The 19,822-nt window shown below is 61.1% G+C and carries 17 protein-coding genes and 1 pseudogene; 8 read left to right on the top strand and 10 right to left on the bottom strand.

Annotation, left to right across the window (positions count from 1 at the left end):
- Positions 1–6: 6 nt before the first annotated feature.
- Entirely contained in the window at positions 7–384 is a 378-nt protein-coding gene (gene mvaT / locus V3W27_RS23940) for a histone-like nucleoid-structuring protein MvaT (RefSeq protein ID WP_003227581.1), read from the bottom strand.
- Positions 385–722: 338 nt separating this feature from the next.
- Between mvaT and purU the strand changes: the two genes are divergently transcribed.
- Both purU and V3W27_RS23930 read left to right on the top strand, forming a co-directional pair.
- Positions 723–1,571, top strand: coding sequence for a formyltetrahydrofolate deformylase (gene purU / locus V3W27_RS23935; RefSeq protein WP_003227580.1), 849 nt, complete (start codon positions 723–725; stop codon positions 1,569–1,571).
- Between the two features lie 88 nt (positions 1,572–1,659).
- Positions 1,660–1,836 (top strand): hypothetical protein, encoded by a 177-nt coding sequence (locus V3W27_RS23930; RefSeq protein ID WP_330207702.1) that lies wholly within the window; start codon positions 1,660–1,662, stop codon positions 1,834–1,836.
- Here the strand turns inward: V3W27_RS23930 and V3W27_RS23925 are convergent.
- The 5 genes and pseudogenes from V3W27_RS23925 to V3W27_RS28295 form a co-directional block, all read right to left on the bottom strand.
- Positions 1,799–2,818, bottom strand: a complete 1,020-nt coding sequence (locus tag V3W27_RS23925) for a lysylphosphatidylglycerol synthase transmembrane domain-containing protein (protein ID WP_330207701.1) — start codon at positions 2,816–2,818, stop codon at positions 1,799–1,801. The genes V3W27_RS23930 and V3W27_RS23925 overlap by 38 nt on opposite strands.
- The gene (locus tag V3W27_RS23920; protein ID WP_027612517.1) at positions 2,815–3,591 is read right to left on the bottom strand and encodes a DUF2334 domain-containing protein; all 777 of its coding nucleotides are present in this window, start codon (positions 3,589–3,591) and stop codon (positions 2,815–2,817) included. The genes V3W27_RS23925 and V3W27_RS23920 overlap by 4 nt, the downstream gene beginning before the upstream one ends.
- A complete protein-coding gene (locus tag V3W27_RS23915; protein WP_330207734.1) occupies positions 3,584–4,675 on the bottom strand; it encodes a glycosyltransferase family 4 protein in 1,092 nt (363 codons plus the stop codon). The genes V3W27_RS23920 and V3W27_RS23915 overlap by 8 nt, the downstream gene beginning before the upstream one ends.
- Before the next feature lie 360 nt (positions 4,676–5,035).
- Positions 5,036–5,800, bottom strand: a complete 765-nt coding sequence (locus tag V3W27_RS28300; RefSeq protein ID WP_371917795.1) for a methyl-accepting chemotaxis protein — start codon at positions 5,798–5,800, stop codon at positions 5,036–5,038.
- 93 nt (positions 5,801–5,893) lie between these two features.
- A pseudogene (locus tag V3W27_RS28295) lies at positions 5,894–6,925 on the bottom strand (HAMP domain-containing protein); the annotation flags it as partial.
- A gap of 185 nt (positions 6,926–7,110) precedes the next feature.
- Between V3W27_RS28295 and V3W27_RS23905 the strand changes: the two are divergent.
- Positions 7,111–8,598 carry a helicase HerA-like domain-containing protein gene (locus tag V3W27_RS23905; protein ID WP_330207700.1) on the top strand — a complete coding sequence of 496 codons (1,488 nt, stop codon included), beginning with the start codon at positions 7,111–7,113 and terminating at the stop codon, positions 8,596–8,598.
- Positions 8,599–8,725: 127 nt separating this feature from the next.
- Here V3W27_RS23905 and V3W27_RS23900 read toward each other — a convergent pair whose 3' ends face one another.
- Positions 8,726–9,181 (bottom strand): DUF721 domain-containing protein, encoded by a 456-nt coding sequence (locus V3W27_RS23900; RefSeq protein ID WP_096795098.1) that lies wholly within the window; start codon positions 9,179–9,181, stop codon positions 8,726–8,728.
- Between the two features lie 307 nt (positions 9,182–9,488).
- On the opposite strand from V3W27_RS23900, the gene secA reads away from it, so the two are divergent.
- The 4 genes from secA (at position 9,489) to V3W27_RS23880 (ending at position 15,427) form a co-directional block, all read left to right on the top strand.
- Positions 9,489–12,224 carry a preprotein translocase subunit SecA gene (secA, locus tag V3W27_RS23895; protein ID WP_027612522.1) on the top strand — a complete coding sequence of 912 codons (2,736 nt, stop codon included), beginning with the start codon at positions 9,489–9,491 and terminating at the stop codon, positions 12,222–12,224.
- A gap of 122 nt (positions 12,225–12,346) precedes the next feature.
- On the top strand, positions 12,347–13,564 hold the full coding sequence (gene argJ / locus V3W27_RS23890; protein WP_103367418.1) for a bifunctional glutamate N-acetyltransferase/amino-acid acetyltransferase ArgJ: 1,218 nt from the start codon (positions 12,347–12,349) through the stop codon (positions 13,562–13,564).
- A gap of 286 nt (positions 13,565–13,850) precedes the next feature.
- A complete protein-coding gene (locus V3W27_RS23885; protein ID WP_330207699.1) occupies positions 13,851–14,483 on the top strand; it encodes a glutathione S-transferase family protein in 633 nt (210 codons plus the stop codon).
- Positions 14,480–15,427 (top strand): Nudix family hydrolase, encoded by a 948-nt coding sequence (locus tag V3W27_RS23880; protein ID WP_330207698.1) that lies wholly within the window; start codon positions 14,480–14,482, stop codon positions 15,425–15,427. Before V3W27_RS23885 ends, V3W27_RS23880 begins: the two co-directional genes overlap by 4 nt.
- Before the next feature lie 113 nt (positions 15,428–15,540).
- Here V3W27_RS23880 and V3W27_RS23875 read toward each other — a convergent pair whose 3' ends face one another.
- Genes V3W27_RS23875 through V3W27_RS23865 form a run of 3 tightly spaced genes read right to left on the bottom strand, consistent with a single transcriptional unit; the run spans position 15,541 to position 19,128 of the window.
- Positions 15,541–16,125: a cob(I)yrinic acid a,c-diamide adenosyltransferase gene (locus tag V3W27_RS23875; protein ID WP_330207697.1), complete on the bottom strand. Its 585-nt coding sequence runs from the start codon at positions 16,123–16,125 to the stop codon at positions 15,541–15,543.
- Positions 16,126–16,128: 3 nt separating this feature from the next.
- Positions 16,129–18,165: a sensor histidine kinase gene (locus tag V3W27_RS23870; protein ID WP_330207696.1), complete on the bottom strand. Its 2,037-nt coding sequence runs from the start codon at positions 18,163–18,165 to the stop codon at positions 16,129–16,131.
- A gap of 45 nt (positions 18,166–18,210) precedes the next feature.
- Entirely contained in the window at positions 18,211–19,128 is a 918-nt protein-coding gene (locus V3W27_RS23865) for a putative 2-dehydropantoate 2-reductase (protein ID WP_330207695.1), read from the bottom strand.
- A gap of 140 nt (positions 19,129–19,268) precedes the next feature.
- Here V3W27_RS23865 and V3W27_RS23860 point away from each other — a divergent pair, with 140 nt between their 5' ends.
- Positions 19,269–19,754 carry a YajQ family cyclic di-GMP-binding protein gene (locus V3W27_RS23860; RefSeq protein WP_003227548.1) on the top strand — a complete coding sequence of 162 codons (486 nt, stop codon included), beginning with the start codon at positions 19,269–19,271 and terminating at the stop codon, positions 19,752–19,754.
- Positions 19,755–19,822: the final 68 nt, after the last annotated feature.

Below are 19,822 nucleotides of genomic sequence, written 5' to 3'. Positions count from 1 at the left end.
TGCGGCTTAGCCCAGCAGGGTAGCCCAGCCTTCAACCACGTCACCGCCCCACTTGGCTTTCCACTCTTTCAGAGTCTTGTGGTTGCCACCTTTGGTTTCGATGACTTCGCCGTTATGCGGGTTTTTGTATTGTTTAACTTTGCGCGCGCGCTTGGTGCCGGTAGTTTTTACTGCGGCGCCACGGGTGCCTTTGGTTTTCGATTCCGGATCCAGCAGGGCGATGATGTCGCGCAGGGACTTGGAGTATTCGCCCATGAGGGTGCGCAGTTTGCCTTCGAATTCCAGCTCGGCTTGCAGTTTGTCGTCTTGCGACAGGTTCTTCAAACGCGCTTGCAGCTCTTTGATTGCTTCTTCGGTGGCGCGATATTCGTTGATCAAGGACATGGTAACTACCTTATGCAGATGTGTTGAATGGCAGGGGACAGTGCCGCAATAATAGTCAGGCTGTTTCATCAAGTAAACATTTAACCGGTTTTTTTATTTGAATTAGTTGCAAGGAATAACCGGTAAATTGAATGGTCATTTAAATAATGTGATGCAGTCATCACGAATATTCACAATTATCTGGCCGAACAGCTTCACTGCAGGACTAGCGTTTCGCCGCGCGTGGCGTCAGGCGTCGCTAATCGGGCCTGCCTGCGGACATGTGGTCATCAATACTGCAGTTTCCGCGCACAGTCGCTAGAATGGCCGCCTTTGCGAAGTTCTGGAGTTTTCCCCCCATGCGCACCTTTCGGTTGGTGATTTCCTGCCCTGACCGCGTTGGCATCGTTGCCAAAGTCAGTAACTTTCTGGCATCCCACAACGGCTGGATCACCGAAGCGAGCCACCACTCGGATAATCAGAACGGCTGGTTCTTCATGCGTCACGAGATCCGCGCCGATTCGCTGCCGTTCGGTATTGAAGTGCTGCGCGAGAAGTTTGCGCCGATCGCCGAAGAGTTCTCGATGGACTGGCGCATCACCGACACCGAGCAGAAGAAACGCGTGGTGCTGATGGCCAGCCGCGAATCCCACTGCCTGGCCGACTTGCTGCACCGCTGGCACAGCGACGAGCTCGATTGCGAAATCTCCTGCGTGATTTCCAACCACAATGACCTGCGCAGCATGGTCGAGTGGCACGGCATTCCTTATTACCATGTCCCGGTCAATCCGCAGGACAAGGAGCCGGCGTTCGCCGAAGTCTCGCGTCTGGTCAAACAGCACGATGCCGAAGTGGTGGTGCTGGCGCGCTACATGCAGATCCTGCCGCCGGCCCTGTGCCGCGAATACGCGCACAAGGTGATCAACATTCACCACAGCTTCCTGCCGTCGTTCGTCGGCGCCAAGCCGTACCATCAGGCGTCGCTGCGCGGCGTGAAGCTGATCGGCGCGACTTGCCACTACGTGACCGAAGAGCTGGACGCCGGCCCGATCATCGAGCAGGACGTGGTGCGTGTCAGCCACAGCGACAGCATCGAAGACATGGTGCGTTTCGGCCGTGACGTCGAGAAGATGGTGTTGGCCCGAGGCTTGCGTTATCACCTCGAAGACCGTGTGCTGGTGCACGGCAACAAGACCGTGGTGTTCTGATCGAACCTGCGCGTACTTGAATAAAGAAGGGCCTGGGCGTTCAATCGTCCCAGGCCCTTTTTTCGTTTCAGCCCTTGAGGAACTGCCCGTGAGCGACCCATTGGACAAAGCCACTTCGAAAGCGCCGGCCACCCTGGGGGAGGGCTGTTTGAGCCGCTACGACCCGGATGACCTGAGCCCGGAAGACGGCACCGAGTTTCCCGGCGCCGCCGAGCTGTGGCAGCAGCTCAAGGAGCAGGCGGACGAATCTGAGAAGCCTGCCTGATCTTCAACAGCTTCTTGAGCAGCGGCCGCCCGAGCATCAATAGAAACACCGGGCCGCCCACCACCAGATAGAAATAGAACGTCACCACCCGCCAGATCAGAATCGCTGCCGCCGCAGTGGATTTGCCGACCATCGGCGCCAGCAGCGCCGCCGAGGTCAGCTCTGCGGCGCCCGCACCACCGGGCAACAGGCTCATTTGACCAGCCCCCAGCGATAGCATCTGCACCAGAAAACTCCAGGCCCACTGCAGATCCGCGCCCAGTCCGCGCAAGGCCAAGTACAGCACGCTGTAGCGTAGCAGCCAGTGCATGCAGGTCAGGGCGAACACCTTGACCAGGGTTTGCCACGGCAACTTGAGGGTGTCGATAAACGCGTCGAGAAAATGCAGCAGCTTGCGCGCCCAGCGCCGACGCGTGGCCGGTTGCACGTTGAGGCGGGCAAGCAGGCGTCCACTCAGAAGGATCAGGCGGCGGTGGTAGCGCGCCAGCAGCACGCAACTGAACAGCCCACCGAACAGCGACACGGCGCTGACCATCAGCAACCACTCCAGGCGGTCACTGAGATGCTGAAACAAGGCGTAAATCAGGATGCCGCTCAGGGCGCAGAGAAAGAACAGCAGATCGCTCAACTGATCCATGGCAAACACTGCGCTGCCACGGGCCGGGCGTACGCCGGAGCGCGCCAGCAACGCCATGATCGTCAGCGGTCCGCCACTGCCGCCGGGAGTGGCGCAGTAGGCGAACTCGGCGGCCATGACCACGCCGAGACTTTTCAGCGGCGTTACCTGATCGCGCTGATCACCTAGCAGCAGGCGCAGACGCAGGGTGTTGATGCCCCAGCAGAGCAGAATCATGCCGAACATGATCAGCAGCCATTGCAGGGGGAAATTTTGCAGGCGCGCACCGATCTCGCCGCCGCCGAGCAACACCGGGATCAGTACAGCAGCGAGCAGGCCGATCAACAACACAATGCCGCGACTCATGCAGCGCGCTCCATTCGCTCGCGTTGCTCGGTGAGCCAGTCGATTTTGGTCATGGGCGTGCGTCCTTCTGCCAGCAGCCGTTCAAGGGTTCGTAGCCAGTAATCACGCGCGAAAGCGTGGCGCATGTCTACCGGGTGCAAGCCTAGACGAATCACCGCGGCGTCGCGCCACTGCTGTTCGCGTTGCTCGCTGACAAGTTTTGACAGACCCCGGCGCCAGGCGCTGCGCGCACTCCACACCAGACCCGGGGCGTTGATGGCGGTGAAATCCGGTAATTGATAAAGATGTTGCGGGTCGCTGGTGTAGCTCAATGGCGTTTCGCGAAGGGCCTGGCGCGTGCCCTCGCTCATCAACCAGGCCGGGGCGACGAAGCCGTGCAACGGCCAGTCATTGCGCCGGAACAGTTCGATGCCGTCGCGCAGTCGCGCCAGGGCGGCTTCGCGGGATAGGCGATAAAACTCCCCTTCGTGGGTGTAGATTCGGCGCATGAACCAGTCGCGGGGTGTGGCTGGCGCTGGCTCGCGGTCGTCATGGTAATAGCCGTGCAAGGCCAGTTCATCGCCACGGGCCAGCCGCTCGCCGAGCATTCGGCAAAACGCGGGATGATCCTCAAGCGCGTCGTGGCCATGGAAATCCGGAACGACCAGCCAGGTCATCGGCACGCCGCCCATTGCGTCGACCGCCTCGACAAATGGCCGATAATCCGCCCACGTCGACGGTGCCACGTCGTGCAGCACCAGCAGCACTGCGCGGTCATTCAAGGAATCAGCCATTGGCCACCCTTGGCAGCGAGTGACCGAGCACCGCGTGGTAATGGCCGAGCAGGCTGTCGACCACGCTGTCCCAGGAATAACGCCGTTCGACATGTTGCCGCGCCTGTTGGCCGAGTTTCACACAGCCGCGACTGAACAGCTCGCGCACGGCATTGGCCATGGCTTGCGGATTGTTCGGCGCACAGAGCAAGCCACAGTCTTCGGCGACGATTTCTTCAAACGCTCCGGCCGCCACGGCGACCACCGGAATCCCGCAGGCCATGGCTTCGAGGATCACCAGGCCAAAGGTTTCCTGGTCACCGGCATGGATCAGGGCATCGGCGCTGGCCATCAACCGGGCCACGGTGGGCGCCGGGCAGAACCCGTCGATCACGCTGACATTGTCCGGGACCACGGCCGGCATCGACGAGCCAACCAGCAGCAGGTGATAGCGTGGGCCGAGGCGCTGCATGCATTTGAGCAGCACCGGCAGGTTCTTCTCTTTGGAACCGCGCCCGGCAAAGATCAGCAGGCGCGTGTCTTCGGCAATTCCCAGTTCGGCGCGCAGGCCGTTGTCGCGGGCGTCAGGGTGAAAGGTTTGCAGATCCACGCCCAATGGCTGCACGAATACATTGCGCACCCCCAAACCGGTGAGCTTGTCGGCCATCACCTGGCTGGGCGCAAGCACTCGATCGAAGTTGCCATAGAGCTTGGTGACGTACGCCTCGACGTTCGGCGTGACCCAATGGCCCATGCGATTGCCGACCAGCAGCGGCAGGTCCGAGTGATAAAAGCCGATCACCGGCACGTCCAGTTGCCGTCGCGCGTCCAGCGCCGCCCACGCGGTGAGGTACGGGTCGCCGACTTCGATCAGATCCGGCTGCAAACCCTGCAGGACATTGCGCCACGGCGCGAGGCGCAGCGGGAAGCGATAGCCTTTGCCGAAGGGTAGGGCGGGTGCGGGCACGGTGTAGATACCGTCGTTTTCACCGAAATGTGCGCCGGGAATCAGCAGACTATGACGAATGCCCGTTTTGCCCCCCAACCGGCGATGCTTGGCATCCAGATAGGTGCGTACGCCGCCGCTGGCCGGGGCGTAGAACATGGTGATGTCGGCGATATGCACGGTGATCAACCCTCCGCTGCGTTGCACTCCCTTGGTTGACCTTTATCCAGAATAGATGTTCGGTCGGGATTGCGCGGTGGGAGTGTCAGGGAGGTGTTGTGGTGTTTGTCAGGATGCCTTCGCGAGCAAGCCCGCTCCCACAGGGATCTGTGAACGACACAGATCCAATGTGGGAGCACAGGGGGGGATGTCGGCGATCTGCGCGGTGGGAGTGTCAGGGAGGTGTTTGGTGTTTGACAGGACGCCTTCGCGAGCAAGCCCGCTCCCACATGGGATCTGCAAACGACACAGATCCCATGTGGGAGCGAGCCTGCTCGCGAAGAGGCCCGTGGCAGCGCCTTAGATGCGGAAACTGCCGACCAGCTGCTTCAGACGCGCAGCCTGCTGTTCCAGATCCGAACAGGCGCGCAAGGTCGCTTGCAGGTTCTCGACGCCTTCCTGGTTCAACGTGTTGATCTCGGTGATGTCGACGTTGATCGACTCGACCACCGCCGTCTGTTCCTCGGTCGCGGTCGCCACCGACTGGTTCATCCCGTCGATTTCGCCGATACGCTGGGTCACGCTGTTGAGGCGTTCGCCGGCGAGGTTGGCGATTTCCACGCTGTCCTGGCTGTGGCGCTGGCTGTCGCTCATGGTGCTCACCGATTCACGGGCGCCGACCTGCAGCTCCTCGATCATGGTCTGCACCTGTTGCGCCGATTCCTGAGTGCGGTGCGCCAGGTTGCGCACTTCGTCGGCGACCACGGCAAAACCGCGTCCGGCTTCACCGGCACGCGCCGCTTCGATGGCGGCATTGAGCGCCAGCAGGTTGGTCTGCTGGGAGATGCTGGTGATCACTTCGAGGATCTGCCCGATGTTCACGGTTTTGCTGTTCAGCGACTCGATGTTGCTGCTGGAGGCGCTGAGCATGCTCGACAGTTGATTCATCGCCTTGATGCTGCGATCCACCACTTGCTGGCCGTCTTCGGCGAGGCCACGGGCGTCACTGGCCTGGTTCGAGGCTTGCGCGGCGTTGCGGGCGATTTCCTGAGCGGCGGCGCCCAGTTGATTGATCGCGGCGGCGACGCTGCTGGTGCGCGAGGCTTGCTGGTCGGAGTTGTACATCGACGAGTTGGACGCCGCGACCACGCGCAGCGCGACCTCGTTGACTTGCCCGGTGGCCGACGAGACTTCGCGGATCGAACCGTGAATACGCTCGACGAAACGGTTGAATGCGGTACCCAGCACGCCAAACTCATCGTTATTGACGATGGTCAGGCGCTTGGTCAGGTCGCCCTCACCGTCGGCGATGTCTTCCATGGCGCGGGTCATGACGTGCAGCGGCTGGATCAGCAGGCGAATCAGCATGCCCAGCAACGCGATGATGATCACCACCGCAATCACCGTGGCAATCACCGCCGAGGTGCGGAACTCGCTGAGCATCGAGAAGGCTTTGTCCTTGTCCACCGACAGCCCGATGTACCAGTTGACCGACGGCAGGCCTTTGATCGGCGCGAAGCTGACGATGCGAGTCTTGCCATCGACGGTGATTTCACTGAAATCGCTGCTGATGCGCGGGGTGTCCTGCGGATAGGCTTCTTTCAGTGATTTCATCACCAGTGCCTTGTCCGGGTGCACCAGGATCTTGCCGTCGGCGCTGACCAGGAAGGCGTAGCCCATGCCGGAGAAGTCTCGCGCAGTCAGGGTGTCGACCAGAGTTTGCAGGCTCAGGTCGCCGCCCACCACGCCGACGCTCTGACCGGCCTTTTTCGAGGCGGTGGCGATGGAGATGATCAACTGGCCGGTGGCGGCGTCGATGTACGGTTCGGTCAGGGTCGACGCGCTGCTGCTCTCGGCCCCTTTATACCAAGGGCGCACCCGAGGATCGAAACCGTCCGGCATCTTCACGTCCGGACGGATGGTGAAGTGACCGGTGGCATCGCCCAGGTAAGTGGCCATGAACGTCGAGGTCAGGGATTTCTGTTCCAGCAGGCTGGCGACGTTGGCCGGGTCCGGGTTGATGGCGATGTTCTGCGCGGCGTTCTCGACCAGCAGAATGCGCCCGTTGAGCCAGGTCTGGATGTTATCGGCGGTGACTTCGCCCATCTCGTTGAGATAGTTGTTCAGGTCATCGCGGATCGCGTTGCGTTGCAGCCAATCGTTGTACAGCGTAAACGAGGCGAAAGCGGCGATGACGATGAGGGCGGCGGCAAGCAAAATTTTATGGCTGAAGCGCAGGTTTTTGTTCATGGCTTGGGGTTCCGCTAAGGTCTTAATGTCCTGGGCGTGCTTTTATAAAGACGCGCAAAATGGGCAAGGGTGAAACAACTGATATTTCCGACTCTCCTTAGGGAAATGTCCGACCGACTTTTCAGTCAGGTTCTCGCCCTTAGCTATCGGCCACAACGGATTAAAGATTAACCATAGGTGACAAAATGCCTGACACATCGCAACTCGTTATCGGCGCCGATCTGGCGGGGCAACCGATTGCTCAGGCCATGCGCCTGGCTAACCGCCACGGGCTGATCGCCGGTGCGACCGGCACCGGCAAGACCGTGACTTTGCAACGCCTTGCCGAAGCATTCAGTGACGCCGGGGTCGCGGTGTTCGCCGCCGACATCAAGGGCGACCTGTGCGGCCTCGGTGCCGCCGGCAATCCGCAGGGCAAGGTCGCCGAGCGCATCGCCGGGATGCCCTGGCTCGACCACAAGCCGCAGGCTTATCCGGTGACGCTGTGGGACATTCACGGTGAATCCGGTCATCCGTTGCGCACGACTTTGAGTGAAATGGGCCCGCTGCTCATCGGCAGCCTGCTGGAGCTGACCGACAGCCAGCAGTCGGCGCTGTACGCAGCCTTTAAAGTGGCCGACCGCGAAGGTCTGTTGCTGCTGGATCTGAAAGACCTCAAGGCGCTGCTCAATCACCTCAAGGACAACCCGCAGTTGCTCGGCGAAGACGCCGCGCTGATGACCACCGGTTCCAGCCAGGCACTGTTGCGCCGGCTGGCGACCCTGGAGCAGCAGGGCGCTGAAGCGTTGTTCGGCGAACCGGCGCTGCAACTCGAAGACATTCTGCAACCGGCCGCCGATGGTCATGGGCGGATTCATTTGCTCGATGCCAGCCGTCTGGTGCATGAGGCACCGAAGGTCTACGCGACGTTCCTGCTGTGGCTGCTGGCCGAGCTGTTCGAGCAATTGCCGGAGCGCGGGGATGCCGACAAACCGCTGCTGGCGTTGTTTTTTGATGAAGCGCATTTGCTGTTCGGCGATACGCCCAAGGCGTTGCAGGAGCGTCTGGAACAGGTGGTGCGGCTGATCCGCTCGAAAGGTGTCGGCGTGTATTTCGTCACCCAGTCGCCGGGCGACCTGCCGGATGACGTGCTGGCGCAACTTGGCCTGCGGATTCAGCACGGCTTGCGTGCGTTCACCGCCAAGGAACAGAAATCTCTGCGGGCGGTAGCCGATGGCTTCCGGCCAAATCCGGCATTCGACACCTTGTCGGTACTGACCGAGCTGGGCATCGGCGAAGCACTGGTCGGGACGCTGCAGGAAAAAGGCACGCCGGAGATGGTCCAGCGGGTGCTGGTGGCGCCGCCACAGTCGCGGATCGGGCCGTTGAGCGAAACCGAACGCACGATGCTGATCGCCGGGTCGCCGTTCAAGGGCCGATATGACAAGCCGATTGATCGTGAGTCGGCATATGAAATCCTGATGGGCCGCAAGGATCTGGCGCCGGAGGCGGATGCGCCAGCGGGTAAGCCGGCAGCCGAAGAGCCGAGCCTGGCTGATCGTGCCGGAGAGTTTCTGGGCACGGCGGCGGGGCAGGCGTTGAAGTCAGCCATGCGTCAGGCGGCCAACAATCTGGGTAAACAACTGGTGCGCGGCTTGATGGGGTCGTTGCTCGGTGGCAGCAAACGGCGTTGATCCAAACTGTGGGAGCGGGCTTGCTCGCGAAAGCGGTCTGCCAGTCAACAATAATGTTGCCTGAAAGGACGCCTTCGCGAGCAAGCCCGCTCCCACATTAGATAAGTGGCAGTTTTCTGGATTGAGATCAGGATTTGTCTTTGGCGTGTGCCGCCAGGCGCTCAAGTGCCGCACGCAGAGCGGGATCGCTGATCCCGTCGGCCGTGGACTGAATGGTCGCCGCCGCATTGCTCGACAGGTCCATCGTGTGCCCGACAGCCCCAGGCTGGACGATCGGTGGTCGCACGCTGAATTTGATTCGCGTCAGGTTGGCGAACTCTTCGAACAGCTGCAATTGCCGTTGCAGGCGTTTTTGCTGGTAGCGCAGGCGTGTCGCCCAATGGCCGTCGGTGACCACCAGCGACAGTTCGCCTTCACGCCACTTGGCCACATGACAATGTGCGCGGGCGGCAGGTTGCAGCTGGCTTTCAAGCAGGCGTTGCAGATGAGCGAGGCGTTGGGCATGACCAAGAATGGCTTTGAGCGGCTTGGCTTCGCGTAGCAGAACGGCGGGCGCTCTGGCTGTAAGGGGGCGAAATGCCATGATCGAACACCTGAAGTAACAGAAGCGCCATGTTAGCAGAAAGCAACGGAACCACTCGCCCATTGCTTTTGTCCCTGCTTTACCCATTAAATCAACAACTAACTTCTTGCCTTGATGGGTTGAAGTTGAGCAAAACGCCCTTATTTTAAGTGAGCCCCGTCAAAGCGCAGTGCCAGCATCGTGGAATATCGCCACTTTCCTCACCACCGTTTCCGGGTAGAATGCTCGTTCGCATGCGGCCATGAGGGCTGCACGGGCGACTCACGGGGCCGCCCTCCATCCCTTTAGTGTGGAAGATCCTGCCGATATGTTTGCGCCTTTGTTAAAGAAACTTTTTGGAAGCAAGAACGAGCGTGAAGTCAAACGCATGCTCAAGACGGTGCAGCTCGTCAATGCCTTCGAAGAGCAAATGGTGGCCCTTTCGGACGATCAATTGCGCGCCAAGACCAATGAGTTCAAGGCCCGTATCGCCAAAGGGGAATCCCTCGACAAGCTGTTGCCTGAAGCCTTCGCGGTCGCCCGTGAAGCCGGCAAGCGCGTCATGGGCATGCGCCACTTCGACGTCCAGTTGATCGGCGGCATGACCCTGCATGAAGGCATGATTGCCGAAATGCGTACCGGTGAGGGTAAAACCCTCGTAGCGACCCTGGGCGTTTACCTCAACGCGCTGTCCGGCAAGGGCGTGCACGTTGTAACCGTGAACGACTACCTGGCCCGCCGTGACGCCAACTGGATGCGCCCGCTGTATGAATTCCTCGGCCTGACCGTCGGCGTCGTGACGCCGTTCCAGCCGCCGGAAGAAAAGCGCGCCGCCTACGCTGCCGACATCACCTACGGTACCAACAACGAATTCGGGTTCGACTACCTGCGCGACAACATGGCGTTCAGCATGGAAGAGAAATTCCAGCGCGAACTCAATTTTGCCGTGATCGACGAAGTCGACTCCATCCTCATCGACGAAGCCCGTACCCCGCTGATCATTTCCGGTCAGGCCGAGGACAGTTCCAAGCTGTACATGGAGATCAACAAACTGATCCCGCAGCTGGAACTGCACGTCGAAGAAGTCGAAGGCCAGGTCACCAAGGCCGGTCACTACACCATCGACGAGAAGACCCGTCAGGTCGAACTCAACGAAGCCGGTCACCAGTACATCGAAGAAATGCTCACCGGCGTCGGCCTGCTGGCTGAAGGCGAGAGCCTGTACTCGGCGCATAACCTGGGCCTGCTGACCCACGTCTATTCGGGTCTGCGTGCGCACAAGCTGTTCCACCGCAACGTCGAATACATCGTGCAGGACGGTCAGGTCGTACTGGTCGACGAACACACCGGTCGTACCATGCCGGGTCGTCGTCTGTCCGAAGGCCTGCACCAGGCCATCGAAGCCAAGGAAGGTCTGAACATTCAGGCCGAGAGCCAGACTCTGGCTTCGACCACGTTCCAGAACTACTTCCGTCTGTACACCAAGCTGTCCGGCATGACCGGTACCGCCGACACCGAAGCGTTCGAATTCCACCAGATCTATGGCTTGCAGGTCATGGTGATTCCGCCGAACAAGCCGTTGGCGCGTAAAGATTTCAACGACCTGGTGTTCCTGACCGCCGAAGAGAAATACGCGGCGATCATCAATGACATCAAGGAAGGCATGGCCCAGGGCCGTCCGATCCTGGTGGGCACCGCGACCATCGAAACTTCCGAGCATGTGTCCAACCTGCTCAACAAGGAAGGCATCGAACACAAGGTGCTGAACGCCAAGTTCCACGAAAAAGAAGCCGAGATCATCGCGCAAGCCGGTCGTCCGGGCGCCCTGACCATCGCCACCAACATGGCCGGTCGTGGTACCGACATCCTGTTGGGCGGTAACTGGGAAGTGGAAGTCGCGGCGCTGGAAAACCCGAGCCCCGAGCAGATCGCCCAGATCAAGGCTGACTGGCAGAAGCGTCACCAGCAAGTGCTGGAGTCCGGCGGTCTGCAGGTGATTGCCTCCGAGCGTCACGAATCCCGTCGTATCGACAACCAGCTGCGTGGCCGTGCCGGCCGTCAGGGCGATGCCGGTTCCAGCCGCTTCTACCTGTCGCTGGAAGACAGCCTGATGCGCATCTTCGCCTCTGACCGGGTGAAGAACTTCATGAAAGCCCTGGGCATGCAGCCGGGCGAAGCGATCGAGCACCGCATGGTGACCAACGCGATCGAGAAGGCGCAGCGCAAGGTGGAAGGTCGCAACTTCGACATCCGTAAACAACTGCTCGAGTTCGACGACGTCAACAACGAACAGCGTAAAGTGATCTATCACATGCGTAACACGTTGCTGGCCGCCGACAACATCGGTGAAACCATCGCCGATTTCCGTCAGGACGTGCTCAACGCCACCGTCAGCGCGCACATTCCGCCGCAATCGCTGCCAGAGCAGTGGGACGTGGCCGGTCTGGAAGCGTCGATTGCCAGCGACTTCGGGGTGAAACTGCCGATCCAGCAATGGCTCGACGAAGACGATCACCTGTACGAAGAGACCCTGCGCGAGAAGCTGATGGTCGAGCTGATGGCGGCGTACAACGAGAAAGAAGATCAGGCCGGTGCGGAAGCACTGCGCTCGTTCGAGAAACAAATCGTTCTGCGCGTGCTCGACGACCTGTGGAAAGACCACCTTTCGACCATGGATCACCTGCGTCACGGCATCCACCTGCGTGGCTACGCCCAGAAGAACCCGAAGCAGGAATACAAGCGCGAGTCGTTCACGCTGTTCTCCGAGCTGCTGGATTCGATCAAACGCGACTCGATCCGTGTGCTGTCGCACGTTCAGGTGCGCCGCGAAGATCCGGAAGCCGAAGAGCAACGCCTGCGTGAGGAAGCCGAAGCACTGGCCGCGCGCATGCAGTTCGAACACGCCGAGGCCCCTGGTCTGGAGCAGCCGGAAGTATTGGGTGAAGAGGTCGATGTCGCCCTCGCCACCGCGCCGGTGCGCAACGAGCAGAAGCTGGGTCGCAACGAACTGTGCTACTGCGGTTCGGGCAAGAAATTCAAGCATTGCCACGGGCAGATCCAGTAACCCCCGTTTCAATCGCTGAAATACCCGCGCCGCGACCGGCTCCTGCCGTCGCGGCGTTTTGCCATTTACACCACCGCCATCCCTGTGAGCGGTGCTGACATCATTGAGTAAGGAGCGCATTCATGGCTGTTGGTCTTGGTCCTTTGCCAACGTTGCACCCGGTTGCCGGTTTTGAACTCGGTATTGCCTCGGCCGGCATCAAGCGCCCCGGGCGCAAGGATGTGGTAGTGATGCGCTGCGCCGAAGGTTCGACCGTGGCCGGTGTGTTCACGTTGAACGCCTTTTGCGCCGCGCCGGTGATCCTGGCGAAAAAACGTGTGCACAACGACGTGCGTTACCTGCTGACCAACACCGGCAATGCCAACGCCGGTACCGGTGAGCCGGGCCTGGCGGCTGCCGAGCGCACCACCGCCAAACTGGCCGAGCTGACCGGTGTCGATGCCAGCCAGATCCTGCCGTACTCCACCGGCGTGATCGGTGAGCCGCTGCCGGTCGAGAAAATCGAAGGCGCGCTGCAGGCCGCACTGGATGATCTGTCGGAAAACAACTGGGAAGCTGCCGCCACTGGCATCATGACCACCGACACCCTGCCCAAGGGTGCCAGCCGCCAGTTCGAGCATGATGGCGTGACCATTACCGTCACCGGCATCAGCAAAGGTGCAGGCATGATTCGCCCGAACATGGCGACCATGCTCGGCTACATCGCCACCGATGCCAAAGTTTCCCGCGACGTACTGCACAACCTGATGCTCGACGGCGCGAACAAGTCGTTCAACCGCATCACCATCGACGGCGACACTTCGACCAACGACTGCTGCATGCTGATTGCCACCGGCAAGGCTGCACTGCCGGAAATCACTCGCGCCGAAGGCGAGCTGTTCAACAAGCTGAAACAGGCTGTGTTCGAAGTGTGCATGGATGTGGCCCAGGCCATCGTGCGTGACGGCGAAGGCGCGACCAAGTTCGTCACTGTTGAAGTCAATGGCGGCGGCAATCATCAGGAATGCCTCGACGTCGGTTACACCGTGGCCCACTCGCCGCTGATCAAGACCGCGCTGTTTGCTTCCGACCCGAACTGGGGCCGTATTCTGGCCGCTGTCGGCCGTGCCGGCGTGCCGAATCTGGATGTGAGCAAGATCGATGTGTTCCTCGGCGACGTGTGCATCGCCAGCCGTGGCGCACGCGCAGCGACCTACACTGAGGCGCAGGGTTCGGCGGTGATGCAGCAGGAAGAGATCACCATCCGTATCGAACTGGGTCGCGGTGACTGCAGCGAAACCATCTGGACCACCGACCTGTCGCATGAATACGTGAAGATCAACGCCGAGTACCGCACCTGATCCAAGACCGGGTCGCTTCTTTCGCGAGCAGGCTCGCTCCCACAGGGGGATTTGTGACAACACGATCCAATGTGGGAGCGAGCCTGCTCGCGATGGCGTTGTGTCAGGCAACATCAATGTTGAATGTGCCGGCCTCTTCGCGGGCAAGCCCGCTCCCACAGGGTTCTGTGGTGTACACGAGATTTGTGCACGACCGAAACTACTGTGGGAGCGGGCTTGCCCGCGAAAGCGTCGGCCCAGTCACTCTAAGTCTTGAAGCTTTCCACTGACGAAAAGGCGCCACACCATGTCCCTGCACCTGATCATCGGCGACAAACTGCTTTCCTCCTGGTCCCTGCGCGCCGCTCTGGCGCTGGAGCTGACCGGCGCTCCCTACAGCGAAGAACTGATCAAACTCGGCAAGCCCGACACCCGCGAGCGGCTGCTCAAGCATTCGCCGACCGCCAAGGTGCCGCTGCTGCAAACTTCTCGCGGCACCATCGCCGACTCTCTGGCGATCGCCGAATACCTGGCCGAGCAGTTCCCGTCCGAACAGCTCTGGCCAACCGACCTGTTCGCCCGTGCCCAGGCGCGATCCGCCTGCGCGCAGATGCACAGTGGCTTTTTCGCCATGCGCAATCACATGCCGTTCAACCTGAGCCACGACGCACCGCTCAACCCGGTGCCGCCAGAGGTGAAGGTCGATATCGAACGCATGCTCGCGCTGTGGGCTGAATGCCGTGCTGCCGCCACGGAGCCTGGGCCGTATCTGTTTGGCCGGGTGAGCCTGGCTGACGCGTTCTTCGCCCCGATTGCCGTGCGCCTGCGGACTTACCAGGTGCAGTTGCCGACGGTTGATGAAGCCTATGTTGAAACCGTCTACCAATGGCCCGCCTTCAAGGCGTGGCAAAAGGCTGGACTGGAGGAGTTAAATCCGTGAAACGCGTACATGTCGCGGCTGCCGTCATTCGTGACGACAGCGGCAAAATCCTCATCGCCCGTCGTGCCGACACTCAGCATCAGGGCGGCCTGTGGGAATTTCCCGGCGGCAAGGTCGAGGCTGACGAATCGGTCGAAAGCGCCTTGGCTCGCGAGCTGCAGGAAGAGCTTGGCATTGTCGTTGGCGCCGCTCGTCCACTGATCAAGGTGCGCCACGATTACCCGGACAAGCAGGTACTGCTGGATGTCTGGGAAGTGTCGAGCTTCAGCGGTGAGCCGCACGGTGCCGAAGGTCAGCCACTGGCCTGGGTGACCGCCAAGGATCTGCTGAACTACGAATTCCCGGCGGCCAATCAGCCGATCGTGGCCGCGGCGCGCCTGCCCGGCGACTACCTGATCACCCCGGAAGATCTGGAAGCTCCGGCCTTGCTGCGCGGCATTCAGAAGGCGATTGCCGGCGGGATCAAACTGATCCAGCTGCGCGCGCCGAACGGCTATGACCCCAAATACCGCGATCTGGCGGTGGATGCAGCCGGTCTGTGTGCCGGCAAGGCGCAGTTGATGATCAAGGGGCCGTTCGAATGGCTCGGCGATTTCCCGTCGGCCGGTTGGCACATCACGTCCGCGCAACTGCGCAAATACGCCGCAGCAGGGCGGCCGCTGCCGGCAGAGCGCTGGTTGGCGGCTTCGTGCCACAACGCTGAAGAACTGGCACTGGCCGAGCAGATGGGCGTGGATTTCGTCACTCTGTCGCCGGTGCAGCCGACGCTGACTCACCCGGATGCGCAGCCGTTGGGCTGGGAGCAGGCTTCGACGTTGATCGAGGGCTTCAGCAAACCGGTGTTCTTGCTCGGCGGGGTTGGCCCGGCGGAACGTGAAAAGGCTTGGGGTGTCGGCGCTCAAGGTGTGGCGGGGATTCGCGCATTCTGGCCCGATTCTCTGTAGAGGCTGCTGGCCTCTTCGCGAGCAAGCCCGCTCCCACAGTTGATCGAGTTCCCTCAGTTGAAATGCAATCAACTGTGGGAGCGGGCTTGCTCGCGAAGGCGTCCTTACAGGCGCTAGATATCTGAAGGTTTCGCCGCCGGTTGCCACAAAATCTCCGCAATCCCCTGCCGCCGCGCAATCAACCTTGCGGCGACGAACAACAGATCCGACAACCGATTGATATACGCCAAACCAACGCCGGCCAATGGCTCAATTGCATTCAAATGCTGACAACGGCGCTCGGTACTGCGCGCCAGACTGCGGCACACATGGGCCTGGGCAATCAGCATCGACCCACCGGGCAGAATGAAATTCTCCAGCGGCCCCAATTCCTCGTTCCATACATCAATCGCCGCTTCCAGGCGCTCGATTTCTGCCGTGTTCAGCGCCTGATATTCCGGCATCGCCAGCTCTCCGCCGAGGTCAAACAGACGATGCTGGCAAGGCGCGAGCACGTCGATCAGCTCATTCAGCCCCGGGAACGCCTCGCGCTCGGCGATCAGCCCGGCCAGCAGCACGCCGACCTGACTGTTCAGCGTATCGACTTCGCCAATCGCTTCGATCCGCGGGTGATCCTTGGGGACGCGGCGGCCATCGCCCAGGCCGGTTTCGCCGGTGTCGCCGGTGCGGGTGTAGATCTTCGACAAGCGAAAGCCCATGGGTTACCTCGGTAGTTGATTGGTTTCGGCGGCGATGGCCGCCGGTTGGGTCAGTGGCAGGCGCAACGTGAAGCAGGTGCCCTGGCCCGGCGCCGATTGCACTTCCATCTGCCCTTTGTGGTTGTTGGTGATGATGAAGTACGACACCGACAGCCCCAGCCCTGTGCCCTGGCCGATTTCCTTGGTGGTGAAGAACGGCTCGAAGGTGCGTTTGCGCACGTTTTCGCTCATGCCGATGCCATTGTCCTCGACCTGAATCTCGGCCCATGGCGGATTGAGTTTGGTGCGCAGGATGATCCGCCCCGGCTCGCTGTCGTCTTCGCGCTGGTGAATGGCTTGCGCGGCGTTTTTCAGCAGGTTGAGCAACACTTGTTCCAGTTCGTTGGCGGTGCCCGGAACCGGGCCGAGCGCCGGGTCGAACTGGCGGATGATTGCCTGGCCCTTGAAGTCGAAACCGATCGCCAGATCGAAGTCGTTGCCAGCAATTTCTACAGCCTGATCGATCAGCGCGGGCAGATCGCACGGGGCCATTTGCCGGGTGCTGCGCCGGCTGAAACTGAGCATGTGCGTGACGATTTTTGCCGCGCGGGCGCCGGCCTGCTGGATGCCGTCGAGCAATTTCGGTACTTCGCGGCTTTGCAGGTAACGGTTGACCGTGTCCAGTTCGATGCCGAGCTGTTCGGCGGTTTCGAGGTTCTTCGGCAGATCCACCGACAGCCGCCGGCGAATGTTCTGCACGTTGTGCAGGATCGCGCCCAGCGGGTTGTTGATCTCATGGGCCATGCCGGCGGCGAGACCACCGACCGAAAGCATTTTTTCCGACTGCACCATCATTTCTTCCAGCGACAGGCGCTGGGTGATGTCGTCGATACGGATCACCACACCGCGCCCGGCACCGCCCATCAGTGGGTAGAAGGTCAGGGCGTAGTGCTTGGGCTCGTCGTCCTTGAACCAGGTCACCCGCTCGATCTTCGCCACGGTGTGTTCTTCCACGGTCTGCTTGAGTTGCGGCAGAAACGGCTTGAGCGGTTCGAAGGCGAGGAAGATCGGCTGGTTCAGCGCTTCATCCAGGCGCGTGCCGGAGAGGGCGCTGGCCTCCTGGTTCCACTGGGTCACGTAGAGCTGTTCGTCGAGAGCGATCAGCGCCGAGGGCATGGAGTCGATGATGCTGTTGAGGTAGTTCTGGAAGCCGGTGAGCTTCTTCTCGATCTTGCTCCGAACCTGGACTTCCAGCTCCAGTTTTCGGTTGGTGTGGCGGGTTTCTTCGGCCAGGCCCTGGGCCTGATCGTAGGCGGCCTGCGAGTCATCGCGGGCGCGCTTGAGTTGCTGCTCGCGGGCTTCGATGCGCGAGAGCATGGTGTTGAACGCCTCGGCGAGGCTGCCGATTTCATCGTGGTTGCCGCGTGAGGCGCGCAGGGCATAGTTCTCTTCACGGGTGACCTGACGCGAGAGCTCTTCCAGTTCATGGATCGGCCGAGTGATCAGGCGTTTGATCTGCCGCGCAATCACCAGCCACAGCAGCACACTGAAAATCAGGATGCCGAGACTGGCAGTCAGGGTGCCGGTGTAGAACGCCATCGGCAGTTCACTGCTGGCGACCAGCAGCAAGTGCCCGGGCGCGGTGCCGGGGCGGGGCAGGGTGATCAACTGGTTGCTGCGAAACTCGGTGAGTTGCCAGGCTTCGACGTGTCGATAGCGTTCTGGCAGATTGAGCTTGTCGCCACGCTGTACCTGAGCGAGACGGTCACCCTTACCGTCATACAACGCGGCGGCGCGCAGTGGCGAATAGCTGTCGAGTTCCTTGAGCAGGCGTTCGGCGCTCTGCGGCGACTCGAGGGCTTGTGCGACCAGGCTCGGGTTGGAGATCAGCCGGCCGATGGTCTGCAAAGCTTGCGGCGCCATGCTTTCCTGAGAGATGTAATAGGCGGCGCTGATAAAGGTCAGGTTGGCGACCAGCAGGACGGTGGTCAACAACACCAGCAGGGCGGCCAGCAGTTTCTGGCCGACCGGCAGGTTTTCAAGGCGCTGGCGCAATGGCATCAGGTTTATCGCAGCAAAGGAACAAGTGGGCAGCGTAGCCGCTGCTCAGTCGCTGGGCAATCCAAGGCTGCGCAGATGGCCGACCAGACGTTGCTGCAACTGAGTGAGGTGCGGCAGGTTCAGTTGATGGCGGGTGGCGACTTTGCAGGCGTGGCCCAGCAGGTAGCTGATTTCGGTGCGGCGGCGGTTGGCCACGTCCTGATACATCGACGAGTAATTGGCCGCCGTGGCGTGAATCACCCGTTCGACTTCCTGTTTCAGATTGACCGCTGCGGCCGGTTGACCGCAACGCTCCAGCAATTCGGCCAGCTCGCTGCACAGCGTGGCGACTTCGCATTGATGCTGCTCCAGCCCGCCGTTACGGCAATCATGGAGCACGGTCAGCGGATTGATCGCGCAATTGAGCGCCAGTTTGCGCCACAGCCGGGTGAGGATGTCGGTGCTCCACTCGTGGGGGATTTTCGCCGCATCAAGATCGTCCAGCCAGATCGGCGCCACCGGATGGCTGGCATCGCCCAGCCAGGTGAAACCGTGGCCGGCAAACACCACGCGCCAGTCGCCGTCGCGGAACGCGCCTTCGGTGCTGGAGGCGCTGATGCAGCGTGCCTGCGGAACCACCGCTGCGACCGCGTCCTGACTGCCGAGGCCGTTTTGCAGCAGGATCAGCTCGGCATCTGCGCTCAGGCGCGGGGCGAGGCGGGCGACGGCGTTTTCGGCGTCATAGGCTTTGCAGGCGACCAGCAGGCGGCGGATCGGCTCCGGGTCGTCCGCCGTTTGCGCAGGGACGGCATAGGTCGTGGCTGCGCCGTGTTCGACCAGCGTCAGACCACCGGCCGCCTGATAGCTGCGCAAGCGCTCGGCATCCCGCACGATCAGCCGCACCGGCAGACCGGCCCGCGCCAGGCGCGTGGCCCACAGGGTGCCGAGGCTGCCGGCGCCAAGAACGTGCCAGGGGGTGGACATCAGTTTTTCACTCGGTAAGGTACTGGCATGGAAGGCTCGCCGTATCGGTGGGAAAAGACCCGTTATAATGAGCCGGATTTTAACCGCAAGCCAAGCGCGCTCCCTCCTGATCGAGCGCGCCTTTTTATTGGAGAGATTACATGCCGTCGTTCGACGTGGTATCCGAACTGGACAAACACGAGCTGACCAACGCGGTCGAGAACGCCGTGAAGGAACTTGATCGTCGCTATGACCTGAAAGGCAAAGGCAGCTTCGAGTTCAAGGAAAAGGACCTGACCGTCAACCTGACCGCTGAAGCCGGGTTCCAGCTGGAAGCGATGATCGAGATCCTCAAGCTGGCCCTGACCAAGCGCAAGATCGATGTGCAGTGCCTAGAAGTAAAAGACGCTTACGCCTCGGGCAAGCTGATGAAGCAGGACGCGATCCTCAAGGAAGGCATCGACAAGGAGTTGGCGAAGAAAATCGTCGCGCACATCAAGGACGCCAAGCTCAAGGTGCAGGCCGCCATTCAGGGCGAGCAGGTGCGGGTGACCGGCAAGAAGCGCGATGACCTGCAGGAAGCCATCGCGGCTCTGCGCGCCAAGGAATTCGGCATGCCACTGCAGTTCAACAACTTCCGCGACTAAGTCCGGTCAGATGGCTGTGGGAGCGGGCTTGCTCGCGAAAGCGCTGTGTCAGGCAACTCATTGTTGAA

Source organism: Pseudomonas sp. AM14(2022) (genome assembly GCF_036346455.1).
GTDB classification, from domain to species: Bacteria; Pseudomonadota; Gammaproteobacteria; order Pseudomonadales; family Pseudomonadaceae; genus Aquipseudomonas; species Aquipseudomonas putida_A.
Note: the sequence above shows the minus strand (reverse complement) of the source record. Positions and strands in the feature narration are given on the sequence as shown.